This window comes from Allorhizobium borbori (assembly GCF_014196535.1).
Taxonomy (GTDB): Bacteria; Pseudomonadota; Alphaproteobacteria; order Rhizobiales; family Rhizobiaceae; genus Ectorhizobium; species Ectorhizobium borbori.
In genome coordinates this window covers 1-18,026 of record NZ_JACIDU010000036.1, presented here as the reverse complement: position 1 = coordinate 18,026, position 18,026 = coordinate 1, and the positions used below count along the sequence as shown (strand labels likewise).

The 18,026-nt window shown below is 61.8% G+C and carries 11 protein-coding genes and 1 pseudogene; 8 read left to right on the top strand and 4 right to left on the bottom strand.

Translation table 11 applies throughout. The features are described from left to right. Positions 1-101: 101 nt before the first annotated feature. From GGQ66_RS22280 to fhuF, 4 genes and pseudogenes are all read left to right on the top strand, one after another. Positions 102-1,691, top strand: a pseudogene (locus GGQ66_RS22280) (TonB-dependent siderophore receptor); the annotation flags it as partial. Positions 1,692-1,829: 138 nt separating this feature from the next. Next, on the top strand, positions 1,830-3,572 hold the full coding sequence (locus tag GGQ66_RS22275; protein WP_183795839.1) for an ABC transporter ATP-binding protein: 1,743 nt from the start codon (positions 1,830-1,832) through the stop codon (positions 3,570-3,572). Between the two features lie 157 nt (positions 3,573-3,729). Continuing rightward, a complete protein-coding gene (locus GGQ66_RS22270; protein ID WP_183795837.1) occupies positions 3,730-5,889 on the top strand; it encodes a TonB-dependent siderophore receptor in 2,160 nt (719 codons plus the stop codon). 5 nt (positions 5,890-5,894) lie between these two features. After that, complete coding sequence (gene fhuF, locus GGQ66_RS22265) at positions 5,895-6,698, top strand: siderophore-iron reductase FhuF (RefSeq protein ID WP_183795835.1); 804 nt, start codon at positions 5,895-5,897, stop codon at positions 6,696-6,698. Here fhuF and fhuB read toward each other — a convergent pair whose 3' ends face one another. The 4 genes from fhuB to GGQ66_RS22245 all read right to left on the bottom strand — a co-directional run bounded on the left by fhuB (position 6,699) and on the right by GGQ66_RS22245 (position 11,389). Beyond that, entirely contained in the window at positions 6,699-8,672 is a 1,974-nt protein-coding gene (fhuB, locus tag GGQ66_RS22260; RefSeq protein WP_183795833.1) for a Fe(3+)-hydroxamate ABC transporter permease FhuB, read from the bottom strand. Next, positions 8,669-9,466, bottom strand: coding sequence for an ABC transporter substrate-binding protein (locus GGQ66_RS22255; RefSeq protein WP_237359046.1), 798 nt, complete (start codon positions 9,464-9,466; stop codon positions 8,669-8,671). Before GGQ66_RS22255 ends, fhuB begins: the two co-directional genes overlap by 4 nt. Positions 9,467-9,563: 97 nt before the next feature. Continuing rightward, on the bottom strand, positions 9,564-10,301 hold the full coding sequence (locus GGQ66_RS22250) for an ATP-binding cassette domain-containing protein (protein ID WP_183795841.1): 738 nt from the start codon (positions 10,299-10,301) through the stop codon (positions 9,564-9,566). 269 nt (positions 10,302-10,570) lie between these two features. Next, entirely contained in the window at positions 10,571-11,389 is an 819-nt protein-coding gene (locus GGQ66_RS22245; protein WP_183795828.1) for an AraC family transcriptional regulator, read from the bottom strand. Positions 11,390-11,521: 132 nt separating this feature from the next. On the opposite strand from GGQ66_RS22245, the gene GGQ66_RS22240 reads away from it, so the two are divergent. The 4 genes from GGQ66_RS22240 (at position 11,522) to GGQ66_RS22225 (ending at position 17,884) form a co-directional block, all read left to right on the top strand. Then, positions 11,522-12,724, top strand: a complete 1,203-nt coding sequence (locus GGQ66_RS22240; protein WP_183795826.1) for an MFS transporter — start codon at positions 11,522-11,524, stop codon at positions 12,722-12,724. Positions 12,725-12,849: 125 nt separating this feature from the next. Further along, positions 12,850-14,736, top strand: coding sequence for a sigma-54-dependent Fis family transcriptional regulator (locus tag GGQ66_RS22235; RefSeq protein ID WP_183795824.1), 1,887 nt, complete (start codon positions 12,850-12,852; stop codon positions 14,734-14,736). 152 nt (positions 14,737-14,888) lie between these two features. Then, entirely contained in the window at positions 14,889-15,962 is a 1,074-nt protein-coding gene (locus GGQ66_RS22230) for a 2,3-butanediol dehydrogenase (protein ID WP_183795822.1), read from the top strand. Between the two features lie 119 nt (positions 15,963-16,081). Then, a complete protein-coding gene (locus GGQ66_RS22225; RefSeq protein WP_183795820.1) occupies positions 16,082-17,884 on the top strand; it encodes an NAD(P)/FAD-dependent oxidoreductase in 1,803 nt (600 codons plus the stop codon). Positions 17,885-18,026 lie beyond the last annotated feature (142 nt).

Below are 18,026 nucleotides of genomic sequence, written 5' to 3'. Positions count from 1 at the left end.
CTGCCATCATGCGAAAACTCATCGTTCTCGCTAACGCACTGCTGAAAAACAATCGCAAATGGACCCCAAAACTAGCTTGATCAAAACGGATACTCTATGCTTACACGGAAACAGGTATCAATTCGAACGGCAACGCCTTTTTCGGCTTCGACTTTTCCGACAAGCTTGATGACAGCGACATCTACAGCTACCGGCTGACGGGCAAGATGGCAGGCGGCAATAACTATTCCGACGAGAGCGAAGACCTGCGCGGCTTTATCATGCCGCAGCTGACCGTAAAACGCGACGACACGACCAGCCTGACCGTCTGGGCCTACGCATCGGGTCTTGATCAGGTTCACACCGGCAACGGCTTCTTCCCCTATGTCGGCACCGTCGTCGATGCGCCGTTCGGCAAGATCCCCCGCGATGCGTTTTACGGCGAACCGTCTATCGATACCGGCCGCTACAATCAGGAAATGCTGGGCTTTGAGCTGGAGCATGAAACCGACAACGGCTGGAAGCTTTCCTCGAATCTCCGCTACGGACACCTCTACAAGCATGAGGAAGGCCCGTATCTCTACGGCTATGTCGGTGGTTCGCCGACCGCACCGGACTACGATCTCTACCGCATCGGTTTCGAGGCAACCTCGAAGGTGGATACGCTGGGTATCGACAACCGGGCCGAAACCGAATTCGAACTTGGTGCGACAGACCACAAGCTGCTGGCGGGGATCGATTACAAGTATTACCGGCTAGACCACATTCAGGCCTGCTGCGGCGCGACACCGATCAGCGCAACCAACCCGGTCTACGGCGTGCCGCAAGGCGCGAACTTCGTCTATATCGATCAGATCATCACCCAGCAGCAGATCGGCGGCTATGTACAGGACCAGATCCGCTTTGCCGATGGCTGGCTGGTGACGCTCAACGGTCGGGCCGACTTCGTGACGACGAAGACCGACGACCATCTGGCGTCCACCCGCTACGACTACGACAAGTCCGCGTTGAGTGGTCGCGCCGGCCTTGCCTATGAATTCGCCAATGGCATTACACCCTATGCCAGCGTCGGCACCTTCTTCAATCCGACCATCGCGCCGAGCGCGACGCCGAACAACGAGCCGGAGACGGGTGAACAGTTCGAGATCGGCGTGAAATACGAGCCGACCATCATCGACGGCGTCCTCACCGCCTCGCTCTTCCAGCTCAACCGCAAGAACGTTATTGTCACCGACCCCGCGACTTTCCTTGCCTCACAGATCGGCGAGGTTCAATCGCGCGGCGTTGAGCTTGAAGGCAAGGTTAACCTGAACGAAAACTGGAAGCTTCTGGCCGGTTTCAGCTATACCGATCTGGAAGTGAAGAAGGACATCGTGCCCGCCTATGTCGGCAAGTCGCCCTATCTCGTGCCGGACGTTCAGGCTTCCCTGTGGCTCGACTACGCCTTCACCGGCAACGCGCTTGAGGGGTTGAGCATCGGCGCGGGTGTTCGCTATCAGGGGGAAAGCTGGGCCGACCGGGCAAACACGCTGAAGGTTCCCGATGCCACCGTGTTCGACGTCGCCCTGCGATACAAGAAGAGCGGCTGGGAAGGCGCGATCAATGTCGCCAATGTCTTTGACAAGGACTACGTCAAGGGCTGCGGCGGCGAAAACACCTGCGGCTATGGCGACGCCCGCACCGTAACGTTGAAGCTCAGCAAGACGTGGTAAGGCGTTGCGATACACTGCACAAAGATAAGGGAGGCTCCTCGCGGGCCTCCCCTCACACGTTTGCGGCACCGTTTACATCAGAACGGGGCTGCGGGAGACGGGACAAATCCCGCGCTCCGCAACCATGACAGGCCGACTATGACAAACCTTTCACTCATCAAGCGCTTTGCTGCCTATTATCGTCCGCATCGCGGCCTGTTTGCGCTGGATTTCGGCAGCGCGGTCATTGCGGGCCTGCTGGAACTGGCGTTCCCGGTTGCCGTCACCCTGTTCATCGACCGGTTGCTGCCGACCGGCTCTCTCGGGTTGATCGCACTGTCGGCGCTCGGCCTTCTGGCGATTTACGGACTGAATGCCGGCCTTCAGGTCGTCGTGACCTACTGGGGGCACAAGCTCGGCATCAGCATCGAAACGGAAATGCGCCGCAAGGCCTTCGACCATCTCCAGAAGCTTTCCTTCGGCTATTTCGACAACCAGAAGACCGGTCATCTCGTGGCGCGGTTGACGAAGGATCTGGAGGAAATCGGCGAGGTTGCCCATCACGGGCCCGAGGACATGTTCATTGCTCTCATGACGCTGATCGGCGCTTTCCTGCTGATGTTGAACGTGCATGCACCGCTGGCTCTGCTGACAGCCGTCATCGTGCCCGTCACCGCCTGGGTGACGACCCATTACGGCACGCGAATGACGGCGACCTGGCATGCGCTTTATGGCCGTGTGGCGGACTTCAATACGCGAATCGAGGAAAATGTCGGAGGCATCCGCGTGGTGCAATCCTTCACCAACGAGGATTACGAGCGCCATCTGTTCGCGGAGAGCAACGAACGCTATCGCGCAACGAAGCTCGCCGCCTACAAGGTCATGGCGGCATCGATGTCGCTATCCTATCTGTCGATGCGCTTCGTTCAGGTCGTGGTCATGCTGGCCGGCGCTTGGTTCGTCATCCACGATGGCCTGTCCGCCGGCGGCTTTGTCGGTTTCCTGCTGCTGGTCAACGTGTTCTTCCGGCCGGTCGAAAAGATCAATTCCGTCATCGAGACCTATCCCAAGGGCATTGTCGGCTTTCAGCGCTATACTGCCTTTCTCGATACCGAACCCGATGTCAGGGATACAGACGGCGCCGTCGATGCGGGGCTTCTTACCGGCGCAATCGAATATCGTGACGTTCGCTTCGGCTACAAGGGCAGCGCTCCCCTGCTTGATGGCGTATCCTTCTCCATCCAGCCGGGCGAGACCATCGCCTTTGTCGGCTCGTCCGGTGCGGGCAAGACCACAATCTGCTCGCTCCTGCCCCGCTTCTACGATCTCGACAGCGGCGCAATCCTCATCGACGGGCAGGACATACGGCATTTTACCCTGAATTCGCTCCGCTCCAGCATCGGCATCGTGCAGCAGGATGTCTTTCTGTTCGCCGGCACGATCCGCGAGAACATCGCTTACGGCCGTCTGAACGCGAGCGAGGCCGAAATCCTGGAGGCGGCCCGTCGTGCCCAGCTCGACACACTGATCCTCTCCCTGCCGGACGGGCTCGACACGGTGATCGGCGAACGGGGCGTCAAGCTTTCCGGCGGACAGAAACAGCGTCTTTCGATTGCCCGCATCTTCCTCAAGAACCCGCCAATCCTCATTCTGGACGAGGCCACCTCTGCGCTGGATTCCGAAACCGAATTCGCAATCCAGAGTGCGCTCACCGAACTGTCCAAGGGCAGGACCACGCTGATTATCGCCCACCGTCTGGCAACCATTGCCGGTGCGGACCGGATCTTCGTGGTCGAGAACGGGCGGATTGTCGAAGAGGGACACCACCGCGAACTGATCCAGCGCGACGAAAGTCGCTACGCCGCCATGCGCCGGACCTACGACCGATCGAACGCGCGCTGATCGCCCCGTTTTTCAAGGGAACAACACTTTACCCACCGCTTCGACAACACAGGCGCACATATTAAGTTGACTATTTAACTCATATTAATATTGTGCGCTGCGAGGGGGCCATCACAATGCCTCAATTCGCAATTCTCGACCTGCCTTGGGACGCACTATGAACAAACGAACCGACCGGTCTTCGGCCTGCACTGCAGCGCGCCTGCGCCACGGGACCACCTATCGCCGCCTGCTGGGTGGCGTGGCCTGCGGCATCCTGTTTGCCATAACCGGCAATGCCTCAGCCGAGGACAGCGGCACCACGACGCTTTCGACGATTGTGGTGGAAGGTCAGGGTGAGAAAGGCGTGGGGCCCGACCGGACAATCGTGGCGCGCACATCGGCCACCGGCACGAAGACGGATACGTCAATCGTGGATGTACCGGCCGCCGTGTCGGTGGTGACGCAGAAGGAACTTGAGGACAGGGGCGTCAAGAACCTTCAGGAGGCCATGGCCTACACGTCCGGCGTTATGGTCGATGAGTTCGGCTCTGACAACCGCTATGACTACTTCCGCATTCGCGGCTTCGACCAGACCGCGCTTGGCACCTATCGCGACGGCTTGCCGGCACGCATTCCCGCCTGGTTCACCGCCAGCCGCGTCGAGCCTTACGGCCTCCAGCGGGTGGAAGTCCTGAAAGGGTCGACCTCCACCCTCTTCGGCCTGAACGGCCCCGGCGGATTGGTCAACAACATCACCAAGCGCCCCCAGGACCAGTTCTTCGCCGAGATCTACACGACACTCGGCGACGGACACAAGGAAGTGGGCGCGGATGTCACAGGCCCGCTCGACAAGGAGGGCGTCTGGAGCTACCGCCTGACCGGCCTTTGGCAGGAGGCGGACTATGGACTGGATTATTCCCGGGATGATCGGCTCTACATCGCGCCTGCCTTCACCATCAGCCCGGACGACGGCACTTCGCTGACCATCCTCACCGACTATTCCCGGCGCGAAACCAACACAGCGCGCGGCCTGCCATACGGCTTCGCCCTCGACCCCGACACCTTCCTCGGCGAACCGGACTTCAATTACTTCAACACGCGCCAGACCGACCTCGGCTATCTCTTCGAACATGCATTCGATGGTGGCCTGACCTTCCGTTCAAGTGCGCGCTACTCGCATGTCACGCTCGACTATGCCGACGTCTACATTGCCTCTACGAGTCCGATAGCCAACCGATCCGCCTTCACCGTCGATGGCGTGGCCGACCGCTTCACCGTCGACAATCAGTTGCAGTACGACGCGAGCTGGAACGGGATAGAGAGCAAGACCCTTGTCGGCGTCGATTACACCCGTGACCGCGTGCACGAGGACATCAAGTACGGCACCGCCGGCGCCATCGACATCTTCAATCCGTCCTATTGCGGTTCGAGCTGCATCACACTCGGGCCATATGTGAACTGGAAGGTCAACAACCAGGCCGTCGGCCTCTACGCGCAGGAACAGGTGACGTTCGATGAGCGCTGGATCCTGACCTTCGGCGGTCGCTACGACTATATCGACGCCAAGGCCGATTTCCCCGATTGGGGGACCAGCGATGCCAGTACGGACGGCACCTTCACCAAACGTCTCGGCCTGACCTACAAGGTCAATGAGGGCCTTGCCGTCTACGCCAACTATTCGGAATCCTTCCAGCCGCTCGTAGCTCCGACCGCCAACGGCTATACCGTCAGCGGCACCCTTAAACCCCAGGAAGGCCAGCAATACGAAGTCGGCGTCAAGTATCGCCCGGACAGCTTCGACGGCCTGTTCACGCTCGCCTTGTTCGACCTGACCCAGAGCAATGTACCGACCAATATCACGCCGCTCATTCAGAGCCAGATCGGCAAGGTCAACGTCAAGGGCATCGAACTGGAGGGAAAGGTTGCGCTGAATGACCGGTGGAACGCCGTTCTCGCCTATTCCTACTGGGATGCGGAAATCAAGGAAGACGGCATCGCCGGCAATGCCGGCAATCGCCCTGACCGCGTACCCCGTCACATCGCCTCGGCCTGGCTCGATTACACCCTGCCGGGCAACGGCACGATCGGCGACCTGACGCTCGGCGGCGGCGTGCGCTATGTGGGTCAGTCCTTCGGCGATACGGCCAACACGACGTCAGTCGGCGGTTACGCCGTCTTCGATGCTGCTGCCCGCTACAAGGTCAGCGATCACGTCACGCTGGCCGTGAATGCGAAGAACCTGTTCGAACGCGATTACCAGACAACCTGCTATTACGGCACCTGCTATTATGGCGACCGCCGCAGCGTTCTCGCGACGCTGAAATATACCTGGTGACATCCGTGGGTGGTCATGAACCCCAACCCCAGACAAACAGGCAGGGGGACGTATCCGGCGATGCGTCCCCTTCCCTTGATTTTGCGCAGCTTCTGGACCTGAACCCGGCGGCCGCGCAACTTTCCTATTGTCGCACGAGCTTCAGCCTGCACGCGCCCGAGCAAGCCGAATGCGTACCCTGTGCCACCCTGACCGATCCTGCCGTCCTCACCGGGCTTATCGACCGGTTCGCCGCGCGGATGCCGCCGGCTGATCGCCGGGCCATCGTCTCCCTGCTGACGCTCTACTATTTCAGTACACTGACCATTGCTTCGGCTGTCGCGACGTTCGTGCTGCGTCGATCCGTCCCTCTGGCGCTCGATGCCGTGTCCCTGTGTATCGGCAACGACGAGCACGCGCCGCTGTCCTTCCATATTCGCGAGATCGGTCCCGAACAGGCAACGATCGATGCAAACACAGCGCTTGCGCCCCTGCTGCGCGATCATCTCGAACCATTGATCCACGCGCTCGCGGCGGCTGGCGGTGTCAGCAAGAAGCTCCTCTGGAACAATGTGATCGTCTATCTCTCATGGATTCTCTCTGAGATCGCCGCAGGCGAGCCGGAAGGCCCGGCCGCCACGGCGGCTCGCCTCGTCCGCACAAGGATCTGGCCAGACGGTTGGGTGAACCCGATGCATGATCTGCTGCGTCCGGCCACGGCCGAGGATGGCGGCGATTGCAATCGCCGCAAGGTGTGTTGCCTGCGCTATGCCGTTCCCGGCATCGGCGGTTGCGGACAGATTTGTCCCCTGCCTATCGGCCGCGCCTGATCAGGCCTTTCGCCGCAACAACATCATCAGGAACGGCGCGCCGATCAGGGCAGAGATAAGACCGGCCGGTATCTGGTAGGGAAAGATGATCGTCCGCCCGATCCAGTCGGCAAGAACCATGAACGTTCCGCCGATGAAGGCTGCCGCGAGCGTCTGCGGTCGCGCCCTGGTGAAGCCCGCCTCGCGGGCGATGTGCGGAGCCATGAGACCAACGAAGCTGAGCGGACCGACGCAAAGCGTCGCGATGCCGCTCATGAGACCCGCCACACAGAAAAGCACGATCCTTGCCCGAAAGGGCGACAAGCCGAGCGCCATGGATTGTGGCGCCCCGAGCGGCAGGAGATCGAGCCAGCGTCGCAGGAGCAGCACGGCCGCCAGCGTCAGTATGGCGGCGATGCCCGCCGCGGCAGCCGTGACCGGATCGATCGCATAGGTCGATCCACTCATCCAGCGCAACACGAGGAGCGCGCGCGGATCGCCACTGGCGTTCAGAACACCAACAACCGCATCCACCATGGCGCTGAGGGCGATACCGGCGAGCAGGATACGCTCGGGCGCTAGCCCGGCGCGCATGGCGAATGCGAAGATGATGGCAAGCACCACGAGCGCCCCGAGCGCCGCCGCACCGAACTGAAGAAAAAGGCCGGGGGCCGCGATAGTGAAGATGGCGATGGTGACGCCCATGGTTGCGCCGGCACTGACGCCCAGCACTTCAGGACTTGCCATTTCATTGCCCGTCATCCGCTGCAAGATGACACCGGCCACCGCCAGCATGACACCGGCCGACAGCGCCGCAAGGATACGCATGGCCCTGAGACCAAGCACCTCGGTCGTCGCGATATCGCCAAGGAAGGCCCAGCCTCCGTCGATCCCGCGGCCGACACAGAGCGCCATGAGAAGAACGAAAGGCACGGCAACGACGAGAACGGGTAGAGCCTTGCGGCCGGAAAAGGCCAGCCACTTGCCCGCCGCAGCGCGCGGCAGCGTGCGCTGGCGCAGCTTCAGGCGTCCGAGCAGGATAAGCATTAGCGGCGAACCAAAAACGGCGGTGACCGCGCCCGTCGGCAGAAAGTCGCTGAACTGGCCGGCAAGAAGCTGAACGGCGGTATCCGTCAGAAGCAGCAGCGTGGCGCCAATCAGGCTCGACCAGACCAGGACCGCCAGCGTCTTGCGGGCGCCGGCAAGCCGGGCCAGAATGGGTGCGACCAGGCCAATAAAGCCGACGACCCCGACCGCACTGGTCACGATCGCCGCAAGCGCCACCGCAATCGAGACACTGGCCAGACGCAGATGCGCCAGCCGCACCCCCAGGCCCGATGCACTTTCGTCTCCGAGTTCCAGCAATGAGAGAGGGCGAACCACCAGCCCCGCCAAAGCCGCAAGCAGCCCGACCTTCCAGGGCAGCGAGAGCGGAATATCCCAGCCCTGCTGCGCCAACGAGCCCGCGCCCCAAATGAAGAGGCTGACGAGATAGCGATCATTGAGCAACGTGAAGATGGCCGCAAGCGCCCCGCACCACAGGCTGACCACAAGACCGGACAGGACCAGCGAAAAGGGCGAGAAGCCGCGGCGCGCGCCAAGGCCGATCACAAGCGCCGCACTGGCGGCACTGCCGGCAAGCGCAACGGCATCGCGACCGGCTGCCAACAGGGCAGGCAGGTATAGTGTTGCCACGACGAGCGCCAGATTGGCCCCGGCGGAAATACCAAGCGTCGTGGGCGAGGCCATCGGGTTGCGGAGGATCTGCTGGAACAGCGCGCCGGACAGGGAAAGGGCAGCGCCACATACCAGCGCCGTTACCGCGCGGGGCAAAAGCGAATAGTGCAACACCATCCGCCGGACGTCATAGCCATCCACTGTGGGCACCGCGAGGTAGGGGGTCGCAAGACGCCAGGCCAGCAAAGCAACGATTGACGCGAGAACGACCACCAGAACCGGCGGCGAGAAACGGAACCGGGCGGCAGGAGCGGTCATAGACGTGTTTCCACAAGCGTAGTCAGCAGCCGGGCAAAACGCATCCCTTCGTTGACCATGCCGAACATCAATGCGGGTGGGAGAACGTGGAACTGCTTGCCTTGTGCAAAGGGCAGCGCCTGCCAGAGAGGGCTGCGGGCAAGCTTCGGCAGCACATCGCCGGGGATAGGGTCGAAGGCAACGAGATGTGTCTTCGGATCCTGGATGCGCGACAGTTCCTCGATGGAAATGGTCTGAAAGCCCCAGTAGTTGGAAGGCTCCTTCCAGGCATTCTCGACACCGATACGGGCAAGCACATTATCGAAAAGGCCGGGAGGGCCATAAATACGGGCATGCCGGGCGTCGAGAAAATTGACGAACGCCATCGGCGGCGGTGCCTTGCGGGCGATCCTTGCCCGGCAATCCTCAAAGAAGGCATCTGAGCGCTCCAGAAACCGTTCGGCCTCTGCTTCGCGGCCAACATTCGCCGCAAGGGTGCGCGTCGCGCGAACCGCAGCCTCGAGGATGGCGCCATTTTCCGGAGCATAGACCGACAGGCGAAGAAGCCGACCATACGCTGCGACGCGATCCGAAATGCCGTCGAGATAGGGCGTCGTCAGAATAAGATCCGGCGTCAGGGCAGCGAGCAGTTCCCGGTTGACCTCAAGCGAACTGCCGAGATCGACAACTTCTGCCGGCAATTCCGGTTCGCGCACCCAGCGCCCCCAGTCTGCCCGGTCTGAAATGGCAAGTGGCGTGACGCCAAGCCCGAGAAGGGTCGAGGAAAGACCGTAATCGAGACTGATGATACGCATGGGCGCCGTTTGCGCCTGCGCCCTGCCGAAGGCGCCGGGAAGCAATCCGGCCACAAAGGTCGATGCCAGCAGGTGGCGGCGGGTCAGGAAGGATCGATCACCGCACATAGGCGAGCGGTGCGTCGATATGGGGATGGGGCAGCACATCCATGTCCACGCCGTAAATCGTCCGGAGAACCTCGCTGCGAACGATCTCCTTCGGCGTACCGCTGACGACGGAACGCCCACCTTTCAGCGCATGAATATGATCGCAGAAACGCGCCGCCATGTTGATGTCGTGGAGCACGATCACCACCCCGAGCCCCTTTTCGCGACTGAGCCGACGGATAAGCGACAGCACGTCCATCTGGTGAGCGATGTCGAGCGCGGCCGTCGGTTCATCGAGGAGAAGGCATTCGCTGTCCTGGGCAACGAGCATTGCGATCCAGGCCTTCTGCCGCTCTCCGCCGGAAAGCGTGCCCACCATCCTGTCCGCCAGATGTTCGAGATGGGTGGAGCGGATCGCTTCTTCCACCTTGCTGCGGTCGATGTCGGAGAAACGTCCAAGCGCGCCGTGCCAGGGGTAACGGCCGAAGGCAACCAATTCGCGCACCGTCGTATCGGCGCCGACGCCGATATCCTGCGGCAAATAGGCGACCTTGCGGGCAAACGCCCGGTCCTGAAACGCGCTGACCTCCTGCCCGTCGTAGCAAGCGGATCCAACCGTGGGTTGGTGCTGCCGCGCGAGGATTTTAAGCAGCGAGGATTTGCCCGAACCGTTATGTCCGACAAGGGCCACCATCTGACCTCTTGGAAACGAAAGCGTGACATCATTCAGGATGGCCGCCCCGGCCATCGACAGGCCGACACCCTGCACGACGAAGCCGGCTCGGGAAGCAATTTCAGCAGCACCAGATTTGACCACCTTGAATTTCCATCTTGATTGACACGGAACGGCAATATCAAAGATGACTACAATATTCAAGATTTTGCATAGTCGGGATCGTCCACCCACAGGACAGACAACCGCCTTTCCGTCAAAGCGTGTCCGTGGGACCGGGAACCGCTTGGACAACGATGAATGCCGAGTGTGAAAGCGGCTTTTCTCTTGCCAGCTGCAACCGGCTACGCTCCCCGCATCTTCAGATAGGTGCTGGGCGAACGACCCAGCACGCGCCGAAACATGGTGGAAAAAGCGGCGATGTTTTCATAGCCGGCATCGAGCGCCACGGTGGTCACGGGCTCGCCATCGGCCAGACGCGGCAAGGACGCGAAAAGGCAGGCCTGCTGCCGCCAGGTCACGAAACTGACGCCGGTTTCTGCCCGAAACAGACGCGTGAAAGAACGCCGACCGATACCCATGTCGCGCGCCCAGTCATCGATGCTGATCGTGGCCGAGGGAACCTTCAGGAATTGCCGGCACAGCCGGGCCAGACGTTGGTCGTTCGGGAAAGGCAGACCGAGCGGTCGTTCCTGCAATTGCCCGAACTCATCGAGCAGAAGTTCGGTGACGAGCGCCAGACGAAGTGCCCGGACCGGCATCCGGTCCACCTCCACCAGTTCCTCGATCAAGTTCTGCGCCAGCGGTGTCACTTCGACAACCCGTGGCCGGTTGGTCGCGTCGCCTTCGACATCCACATAGATCGAGCGCATCTCGACGGCGCTGATCATCTCCGCTGAATGCTCGACGCCTGCGGGAATAACAAGAGCGTGGCCCGGCGGGATCATCCATCGCTGGTCCTGGGTACTGACCAGCACGACGCCACGCCGCGCAAACCAGAGCTGCGCGCGGCCATGCGAATGCAGCGGCACCTTCAGGCCAGCGGGATAATTGCGGCCAAGGGCGAGAACCCGCTCGTTTGTCTGGTCTATCCAGAGAAGGCTCTGGCGGTGGAAGTCATAAGCGGCCGCCTGATCCGGCCCGGTGAGATCAAGAATACGCATTTGGCCCACTTGCGAAAGAAGTAGACCACAGCACGAAAGCGGGCCACAGGCAAGCCCTGTATGACACCTGTCAATCCGCGCAGACCATCGTGCGGATGAAGATTGACCAGCATCGACAAGGGATCAAGTGGGATGGCCAGCATCGCCGCCACCGGAGGAAGGGTCGGAACGACCACCTTCTCCATCATTTTCGCCGCCAGCTTCTGCCATATGCTGAACGACATCATGCAATCGCTGCTGACGTCGCTCTATCCGCTACTGAAAGAAAACTACGCGCTCGATTTCGTGCAGATCGGCCTTCTGACCTTCGCCTTTCAGGTAACGGCCTCGCTGCTGCAGCCCGCCGTCGGCGTCATCACCGACCGCTGGCCTATGCCCTTCTCGCTGCCGGCTGCGATGCTTTCCACCTGCGCGGGCCTTATAACGCTGGCCAATGCCAGCCATTTCTCCGTGCTGGTGCTCGGTGCCTGCCTCATCGGCATCGGTTCGGCGATCTTCCATCCGGAAGCGTCACGCGTCGCCCGGCTCGCTTCGGGCGGACGGCACGGTCTGGCCCAATCCTTCTTCCAAGTGGGCGGCAACACCGGCACGGCCATCGGCCCGCTGCTGGCTGCCTTCATCGTCATTCCGCACGGACAATCGGTGCTGAGCTGGTTTTCGCTGATCGCCCTTCTCGGCTTTGGCGTGCTTTCGGGCGTCAGCGTCTGGTATATGCGCCATCGCCGCAGCAATGCCGGCCGCGCCGCGCCCAGCCGTACGCTGCCACTGCCGCGTAATCAGGTGATCTGGACACTCGCCATCCTCATCGTGCTGACGGCTACGAAGAACTCCTATCTGGCCAGCCTTTCCAGCTACTTCACCTTCTATTCCATCCACAAGTTCGGTGTCGGCGTACAGGAAGCCCAGGTCATGCTGTTCCTCTTTCTCGGCGCATCGGCGGTCGGCGTCTTCCTCGGCGGCCCGATCGGTGACCGCTTCGGTTCGCGCACCGTCATCTGGTTCTCGATCCTTGGCGTCATACCCTTCGCGCTGATGTTGCCCTATGCCAACCAGTTCTGGACCTCGGTGCTGGTGGTGGTGATCGGCTTCATCTTTTCCTCCGCTTTCTCGGCCATCGTCGTTTTCGCGCAGGAACTGGTGCCGGGGCGTGTCGGGCTGATCGCGGGACTGTTCTTCGGCTTCGCCTTCGGCTTTGGCGGCATCGGCGCTGCCGTTCTCGGGGTCTTTGCCGACAGGCAGGGTATCGAGTTCGTCTACAAACTCTGCTCCTACATGCCGCTGCTCGGACTTCTGACCATTTTCCTGCCACGCCTGCCCAGCCATCATCGCGCCTGATCCCGAAAGCGGGCGTCATCGACGCCCGTTTTCATATTTCTTGCTGAACGTCGGATCCTTTGCTGTATGGTGCGACTGACCTGCAGGACAATAATGGGAGGCGGCGCGGGAGAGCCGGTGTCTTTATGGGTTTTTCGGATCACATCGAGGAAATCGAGCGCGTCGGCCAGGGCAGCAATACCGGGCGCGACGCCATTGTCATCGACTCCTGGCGTCGTTGCCTCGACACCTACCAGCTCGACCCCAGCAAGGCGCGCGAGGCCGTCATCGTCTCCGAAACACGGTTGCGCGAACACCGCCAGCAGGCGGAAGACCTCATCCATATCGCCCGCTCCGGCCTTGAACGGCTCTACCGGCAGGTGGCCGAACAGAACTATGTTCTGCTGCTGTCCGACCGGCAGGGTGTGACCGTCGAATTTCTGGGCGATCCCTCCTTCAACAACAATCTGCGCAAGGCGGGGCTCTACCTCGGTTCCGAATGGTCGGAGCCGCGTGCCGGCACCTGCGCTGTGGGGGCCTGCATCGCCACCGGCGAGGCGCTGACCATTCACCAAACCGACCATTTCGACATTACCCACACGCCGCTGTCGTGCACCGCCGCGCCGATCTATGACATGCACGGGGCGCTGACGGCGGTCCTCGATATTTCATTGCTCAGTTCTCCGATCCTCAAAACGAGCCAGAACATGGCCCGTCATCTCGTCTCCTCGACCGTCAGGCGTATCGAGCTTGCGAACCTGATGGCCAACAGCCGACATGATCTGGTGCTGCGTTTCGCCGGTGCGCCGGAGTTTCTCGATGTCGATCCCGAAGCGGCCATCACCGTCGATAGCGCCGGCTGCATCACGGGCATGACCCATGGCGGCGCCCATATGCTTGCGACATCACGCGGGCTGGACTGGCGAAAGCCGGAGGTTCTGCTCGGCCGTTCGGTGACCGACTTCTTCGACGCCGATGTCGATGAACTCGCCTCCCTCACCCGCGCGCGCCTGCCCCAGGACAGGCGCATCGCTGTGCGCGACGGAACGGTGCTTTACGCCCACGCCATCGAGCCACAGCAACGCACCACAAGCGTGCCTGTCGTCCGCTTGCCGCAATCCATTCCCGCCATGGGCCGGCTCGGCGGCGGCGTTCCCCTGATCGACGGTTTGCGGCGGAAAATCACGAAACTCGCACCGGGCAAACTTCCGATCCTCATTCAGGGGCAGACCGGAACAGGCAAGGAATATCTGGCGCGCATCATCCATGAGGTCAGCGGGCTTTCCGGCCGGTTCATCGCCGTAAACTGTGCGGCCATCCCCGAGCAGCTCATCGAAAGCGAGCTGTTCGGCTATTTGCCCGGCGCCTTCACCGGCGCGCTGGCCAAGGGTCGCAAGGGGCTGGTGGAAGAGGCCCAGGGCGGCACGCTGTTTCTCGATGAAATCGGCGACATGCCGTTTTCGGCGCAAAGCCGCCTTCTGCGGGTTCTGGCCGAAGGCGAGGTCCTGCCGGTCGGCGGCGCGGTGCCGCGCAAGGTGAATTTCCGTGTCGTCTCGGCCTCGCACCGGTCGCTGGCCGACATGGTTGCCGCCGGCACCTTCCGCGAAGATCTCTATTATCGGCTCAACGCGGCGATCCTGTCCCTGCCGCCCCTGTCCGAACGCGACGACTTCCCCTGGCTCCTTGACCGCCTTCTCGAAAAGCATGGTGAGGCTGGCCGGCCGCTGCGGCTTTCCGATACAGCCCGGATGGTTGTGCTCGGTTATCACTGGCCGGGCAATATCCGCGAACTGGACAACGCACTTGCTTTTGCCGGCGCGCTCTGCGAGGGCGGTTTGATCACGGTGGAAGACCTGCCGGATCATCTCTCGCAGGGTGCGCGGCCCGCCAGTGATGACGGTCGGGAAGCGGCCCTTCGTGCGGTTCTGGCAAGCTGCAAGGGGAATGTCTCCGAAGCCGCCCGCCGTCTGGGCATAGACCGCACCACCCTGCATCGCCAGATGCGCCGCTTCGGGATCGATCGTCCCCACTGAGGCGTCCGCCACACCTGTGGCGCAACAGGTGTGGCGCTCCGGTCCACTTCCGACCCAAAAAGCCGAATAAATCCGGTCTCCCGCTCCCTCCCCGGCTTCTGGCATGGGCCTTGCTGCTTGTTTGGCATCAAGAAGCAGCCAAGGGAGAAAACATGCGCGCCCTCCGTTTTCACGCCGCCAAGGATTTGCGGCTCGAAACCATTCCTGATCCCAAACAGCCGGGACCGGGACAGGTCGTCGTCCGCAACCGTTTCGTCGGCATCTGTGGCACAGACCTGCATGAATACAGCTACGGCCCGATCTTCATCCCCACCGAACCGCACCCCTTCACCGGCGCTCACGGCCCGCAGGTTCTCGGCCACGAGTTCGGCGGTGTCGTCGAGGCCATCGGCGAGGGCGTGACCTCGGTCAAGGTCGGCGATCGCGTGTCGATCCAGCCGCTCGTCATGCCGCGCTCCGGCGATTACTTCGCCGATCGCGGTCTTTTCCACCTTAGCCCGGACCTCGCTCTGGTCGGCCTGAGCTGGGAAGGCGGCGGCATGGCGGAAGCCGCCCTCGTCAACGAGTACAACGTCCAGAAAATCCCGGACGAGATGAGCGACGAGGAAGCCGCGCTGGTGGAACCGACCGCGGTTGCCGTCTATGCCTGCGACCGTGGTGGCGTCACCGCCGGCAACAGCGTTCTCGTCACGGGCGCCGGCCCGATCGGCATGCTGACGCTGCTGGCCGCCCGCGCCGCCGGGGCCGCTCAGCTTTTCGTGTCCGACCTCAACGACGCCCGCCTCGACTATGCCAAGGGCATTCTGCCGGATGTGATCACCATCAACCCCAAGCGCGACAAGGTGGGCGATGTGGTCCGCTCGCTGACGGAAGGCAATGTCGGCTGCGACGTCGCCATCGAGTGCGTGGGCAACGAACACGCGCTGAAGGCCTGCGTCGATTCCGTTCGCAAACAGGGCGTCGTCGTGCAGACCGGCCTGCACCCGCATGAGAACCCCCTCGACTGGTTCCAGGTGACGTTCCGCGATCTGGAAGTGAAGGGTTCCTGGGCCTATCCGACCCATTACTGGCCGCGCGTCATCCGCCTCATCGCCTCCGGTCTTCTGCCAGCGAAGAAGGTCGTCACCAAGCGCATCACGCTCGATACCGCCGTCAAGGAGGGCTTCGATGCTCTGCTCGACCCGGCCGGCACCCATCTGAAGATCCTGATCGATCTCTCGAAATAAGCCCCGTCGCGATGCCTTGCCGGGAAGAGGAGCCCGGCAAGGCGAAGCGAAAGGACTTCCGGAACCGCTCGAACCGGGCGGTTCCCCAACCACCATCAAGCACCCACGGAGGAGATGATATGCTTGACATCAGTCCCAGCACCAAAATCGATACGGTCCTGTCCAAACTTGCCGATGCGCTCGCATCCGGCAACATCGAGGCCGCCGTCAACCTTTTTCAGGCAGATTGCTACTGGCGCGACCTTGTGACATTCACCTGGAACCTCAAGACACTTGAAGGCCATGAGCAGATCCGTGACATGCTTTCGAGCCAACTCGCCAGCATCAAGCCCTCGAATTTCGTGCAGGACGCCAAGGAAATGGCCTCGGAAGCCGATGGCGTCACCGACGGCTGGTTCGAATTCGAAACCGCCACAGCCCGCGGCTATGGTCACATCCGCCTCAAGAACGGCCTGATCTGGACGCTTCTGACCACCATGAGCGAGTTGAAGGGCCATGAGGAGCCGAAAGGCATTCGCCGCCCGATGGGCGCGGAGCACGGCCACAACAGGGACCGCAAGACCTGGACGGAAAAGCGCGAACAGGAAGCTGCCGAACTCGGCTACACCACCCAGCCCTATGTCGTGATCATCGGTGGTGGCCAGGGCGGCATTGCGCTCGGCGCACGCCTTCGCCAGCTCGGCGTTCCCACCATCATCATCGAAAAGAACGAGCGACCCGGCGATAGCTGGCGCAAGCGCTACAAGTCGCTGTGCCTGCACGATCCGGTCTGGTACGATCACCTGCCCTACATTCCCTTCCCGGAAAACTGGCCCGTCTTCACCCCGAAAGACAAGGTGGGCGACTGGCTGGAAATGTACACCAAGGTCATGGAGCTGAATTACTGGGGCTCGACCACCTGCAAATCGGCGCAGTATGATGAAGCCACCGGCGAATGGACCGTGGTCGTGGATCGCAACGGCGAAGAGGTCGTGCTGCGCCCCAAACAGTTGGTGCTCGCGACGGGCATGTCGGGCAAGCCGAACGTGCCAAAGGTTCCCGGACAGGATATCTTCAAGGGCGAGCAGCAGCATTCCTCGCAGCATCCGGGACCGGACGCCTATGCCGGCAAAAAGGTCGTGGTGATCGGCGCCAACAACTCCGCCCATGATATCTGCGCGGCCCTTTGGGAAGCCGGAGCGGATGTCACGATGGTCCAGCGTTCCTCAACCCATATCGTCAAGTCGGACTCGCTGATGGAGATCGGCCTTGGCGATCTCTATTCCGAGCGCGCCGTTGCCGCTGGCATGACGACGCGCAAGGCGGACCTCATCTTCGCCTCCCTGCCCTACAAGATCATGCACGAGTTCCAGATTCCGATCTACAACCGCATCCGCGAGAAGGACGCCGACTTCTATGCGGCGCTGGAAAAGGCGGGCTTCATGCTGGATTTCGGGGATGACGGTTCGGGCCTCTTCATGAAGTACCTGCGTCGTGGCTCCGGCTATTACATCGATGTCGGTGCCTGCGATCTCATCATCGACGGCTCGATCAAGCTGAAGTCCGGCACGGATATTTCCCACCTAACCGAGAACGCCGTGGTGCTGAAGGATGGCACCGAACTGCCGGCGGACCTCGTTGTCTATGCCACCGGCTACGGCTCGATGAACGGCTGGGCCGCCGATCTCATCTCCCGCGAGGTGGCCGACAAGGTCGGCAAATGCTGGGGCGTGGGCTCCGCCACGACCAAGGACCCCGGTCCGTGGGAAGGCGAGCAGCGCAACATGTGGAAGCCGACGCAACAGGAAGCGCTCTGGTTCCACGGCGGCAACCTGCACCAGTCCCGCCACTACTCCCAGTACCTGTCGCTGCAGCTCAAGGCGCGGCAGGCAGGTCTGGAAACGCCCGTCTACGGCCTCCAGACACCACATCACCTCTCGTAAAACTCAGGGCGCCGGTTCGGCCGGCGCCCTTTTTCATCCCCACGTCGAATGGCCCCGGTTGTTTGTGAACCGGGGCCCTTTGTTTGAGCGGTCTGGTTCAGTCGATGAGAGGGAGGAGGGCGTCGAGGCTCTTCTTGGCGTC

Excerpts from the sequence above, each read along its gene's own strand:
- GGQ66_RS22275 (WP_183795839.1), top strand. The coding sequence starts at position 1,830 with ATGACAAACCTTTCACTCATCAAGCGCTTTGCTGCCTATTATCGTCCG.
- GGQ66_RS22270 (WP_183795837.1), top strand. The coding sequence starts at position 3,730 with ATGAACAAACGAACCGACCGGTCTTCGGCCTGCACTGCAGCGCGCCTG.
- fhuB (WP_183795833.1), bottom strand. The coding sequence starts at position 8,672 with ATGACCGCTCCTGCCGCCCGGTTCCGTTTCTCGCCGCCGGTTCTGGTG.
- GGQ66_RS22255 (WP_237359046.1), bottom strand. The coding sequence starts at position 9,466 with ATGCGTATCATCAGTCTCGATTACGGTCTTTCCTCGACCCTTCTCGGG.
- GGQ66_RS22250 (WP_183795841.1), bottom strand. The coding sequence starts at position 10,301 with ATGGCCGGGGCGGCCATCCTGAATGATGTCACGCTTTCGTTTCCAAGA.
- GGQ66_RS22245 (WP_183795828.1), bottom strand. The coding sequence starts at position 11,389 with ATGCGTATTCTTGATCTCACCGGGCCGGATCAGGCGGCCGCTTATGAC.
- GGQ66_RS22240 (WP_183795826.1), top strand. The coding sequence starts at position 11,522 with ATGGCCAGCATCGCCGCCACCGGAGGAAGGGTCGGAACGACCACCTTC.
- GGQ66_RS22235 (WP_183795824.1), top strand. The coding sequence starts at position 12,850 with ATGGGTTTTTCGGATCACATCGAGGAAATCGAGCGCGTCGGCCAGGGC.
- GGQ66_RS22230 (WP_183795822.1), top strand. The coding sequence starts at position 14,889 with ATGCGCGCCCTCCGTTTTCACGCCGCCAAGGATTTGCGGCTCGAAACC.
- GGQ66_RS22225 (WP_183795820.1), top strand. The coding sequence starts at position 16,082 with ATGCTTGACATCAGTCCCAGCACCAAAATCGATACGGTCCTGTCCAAA.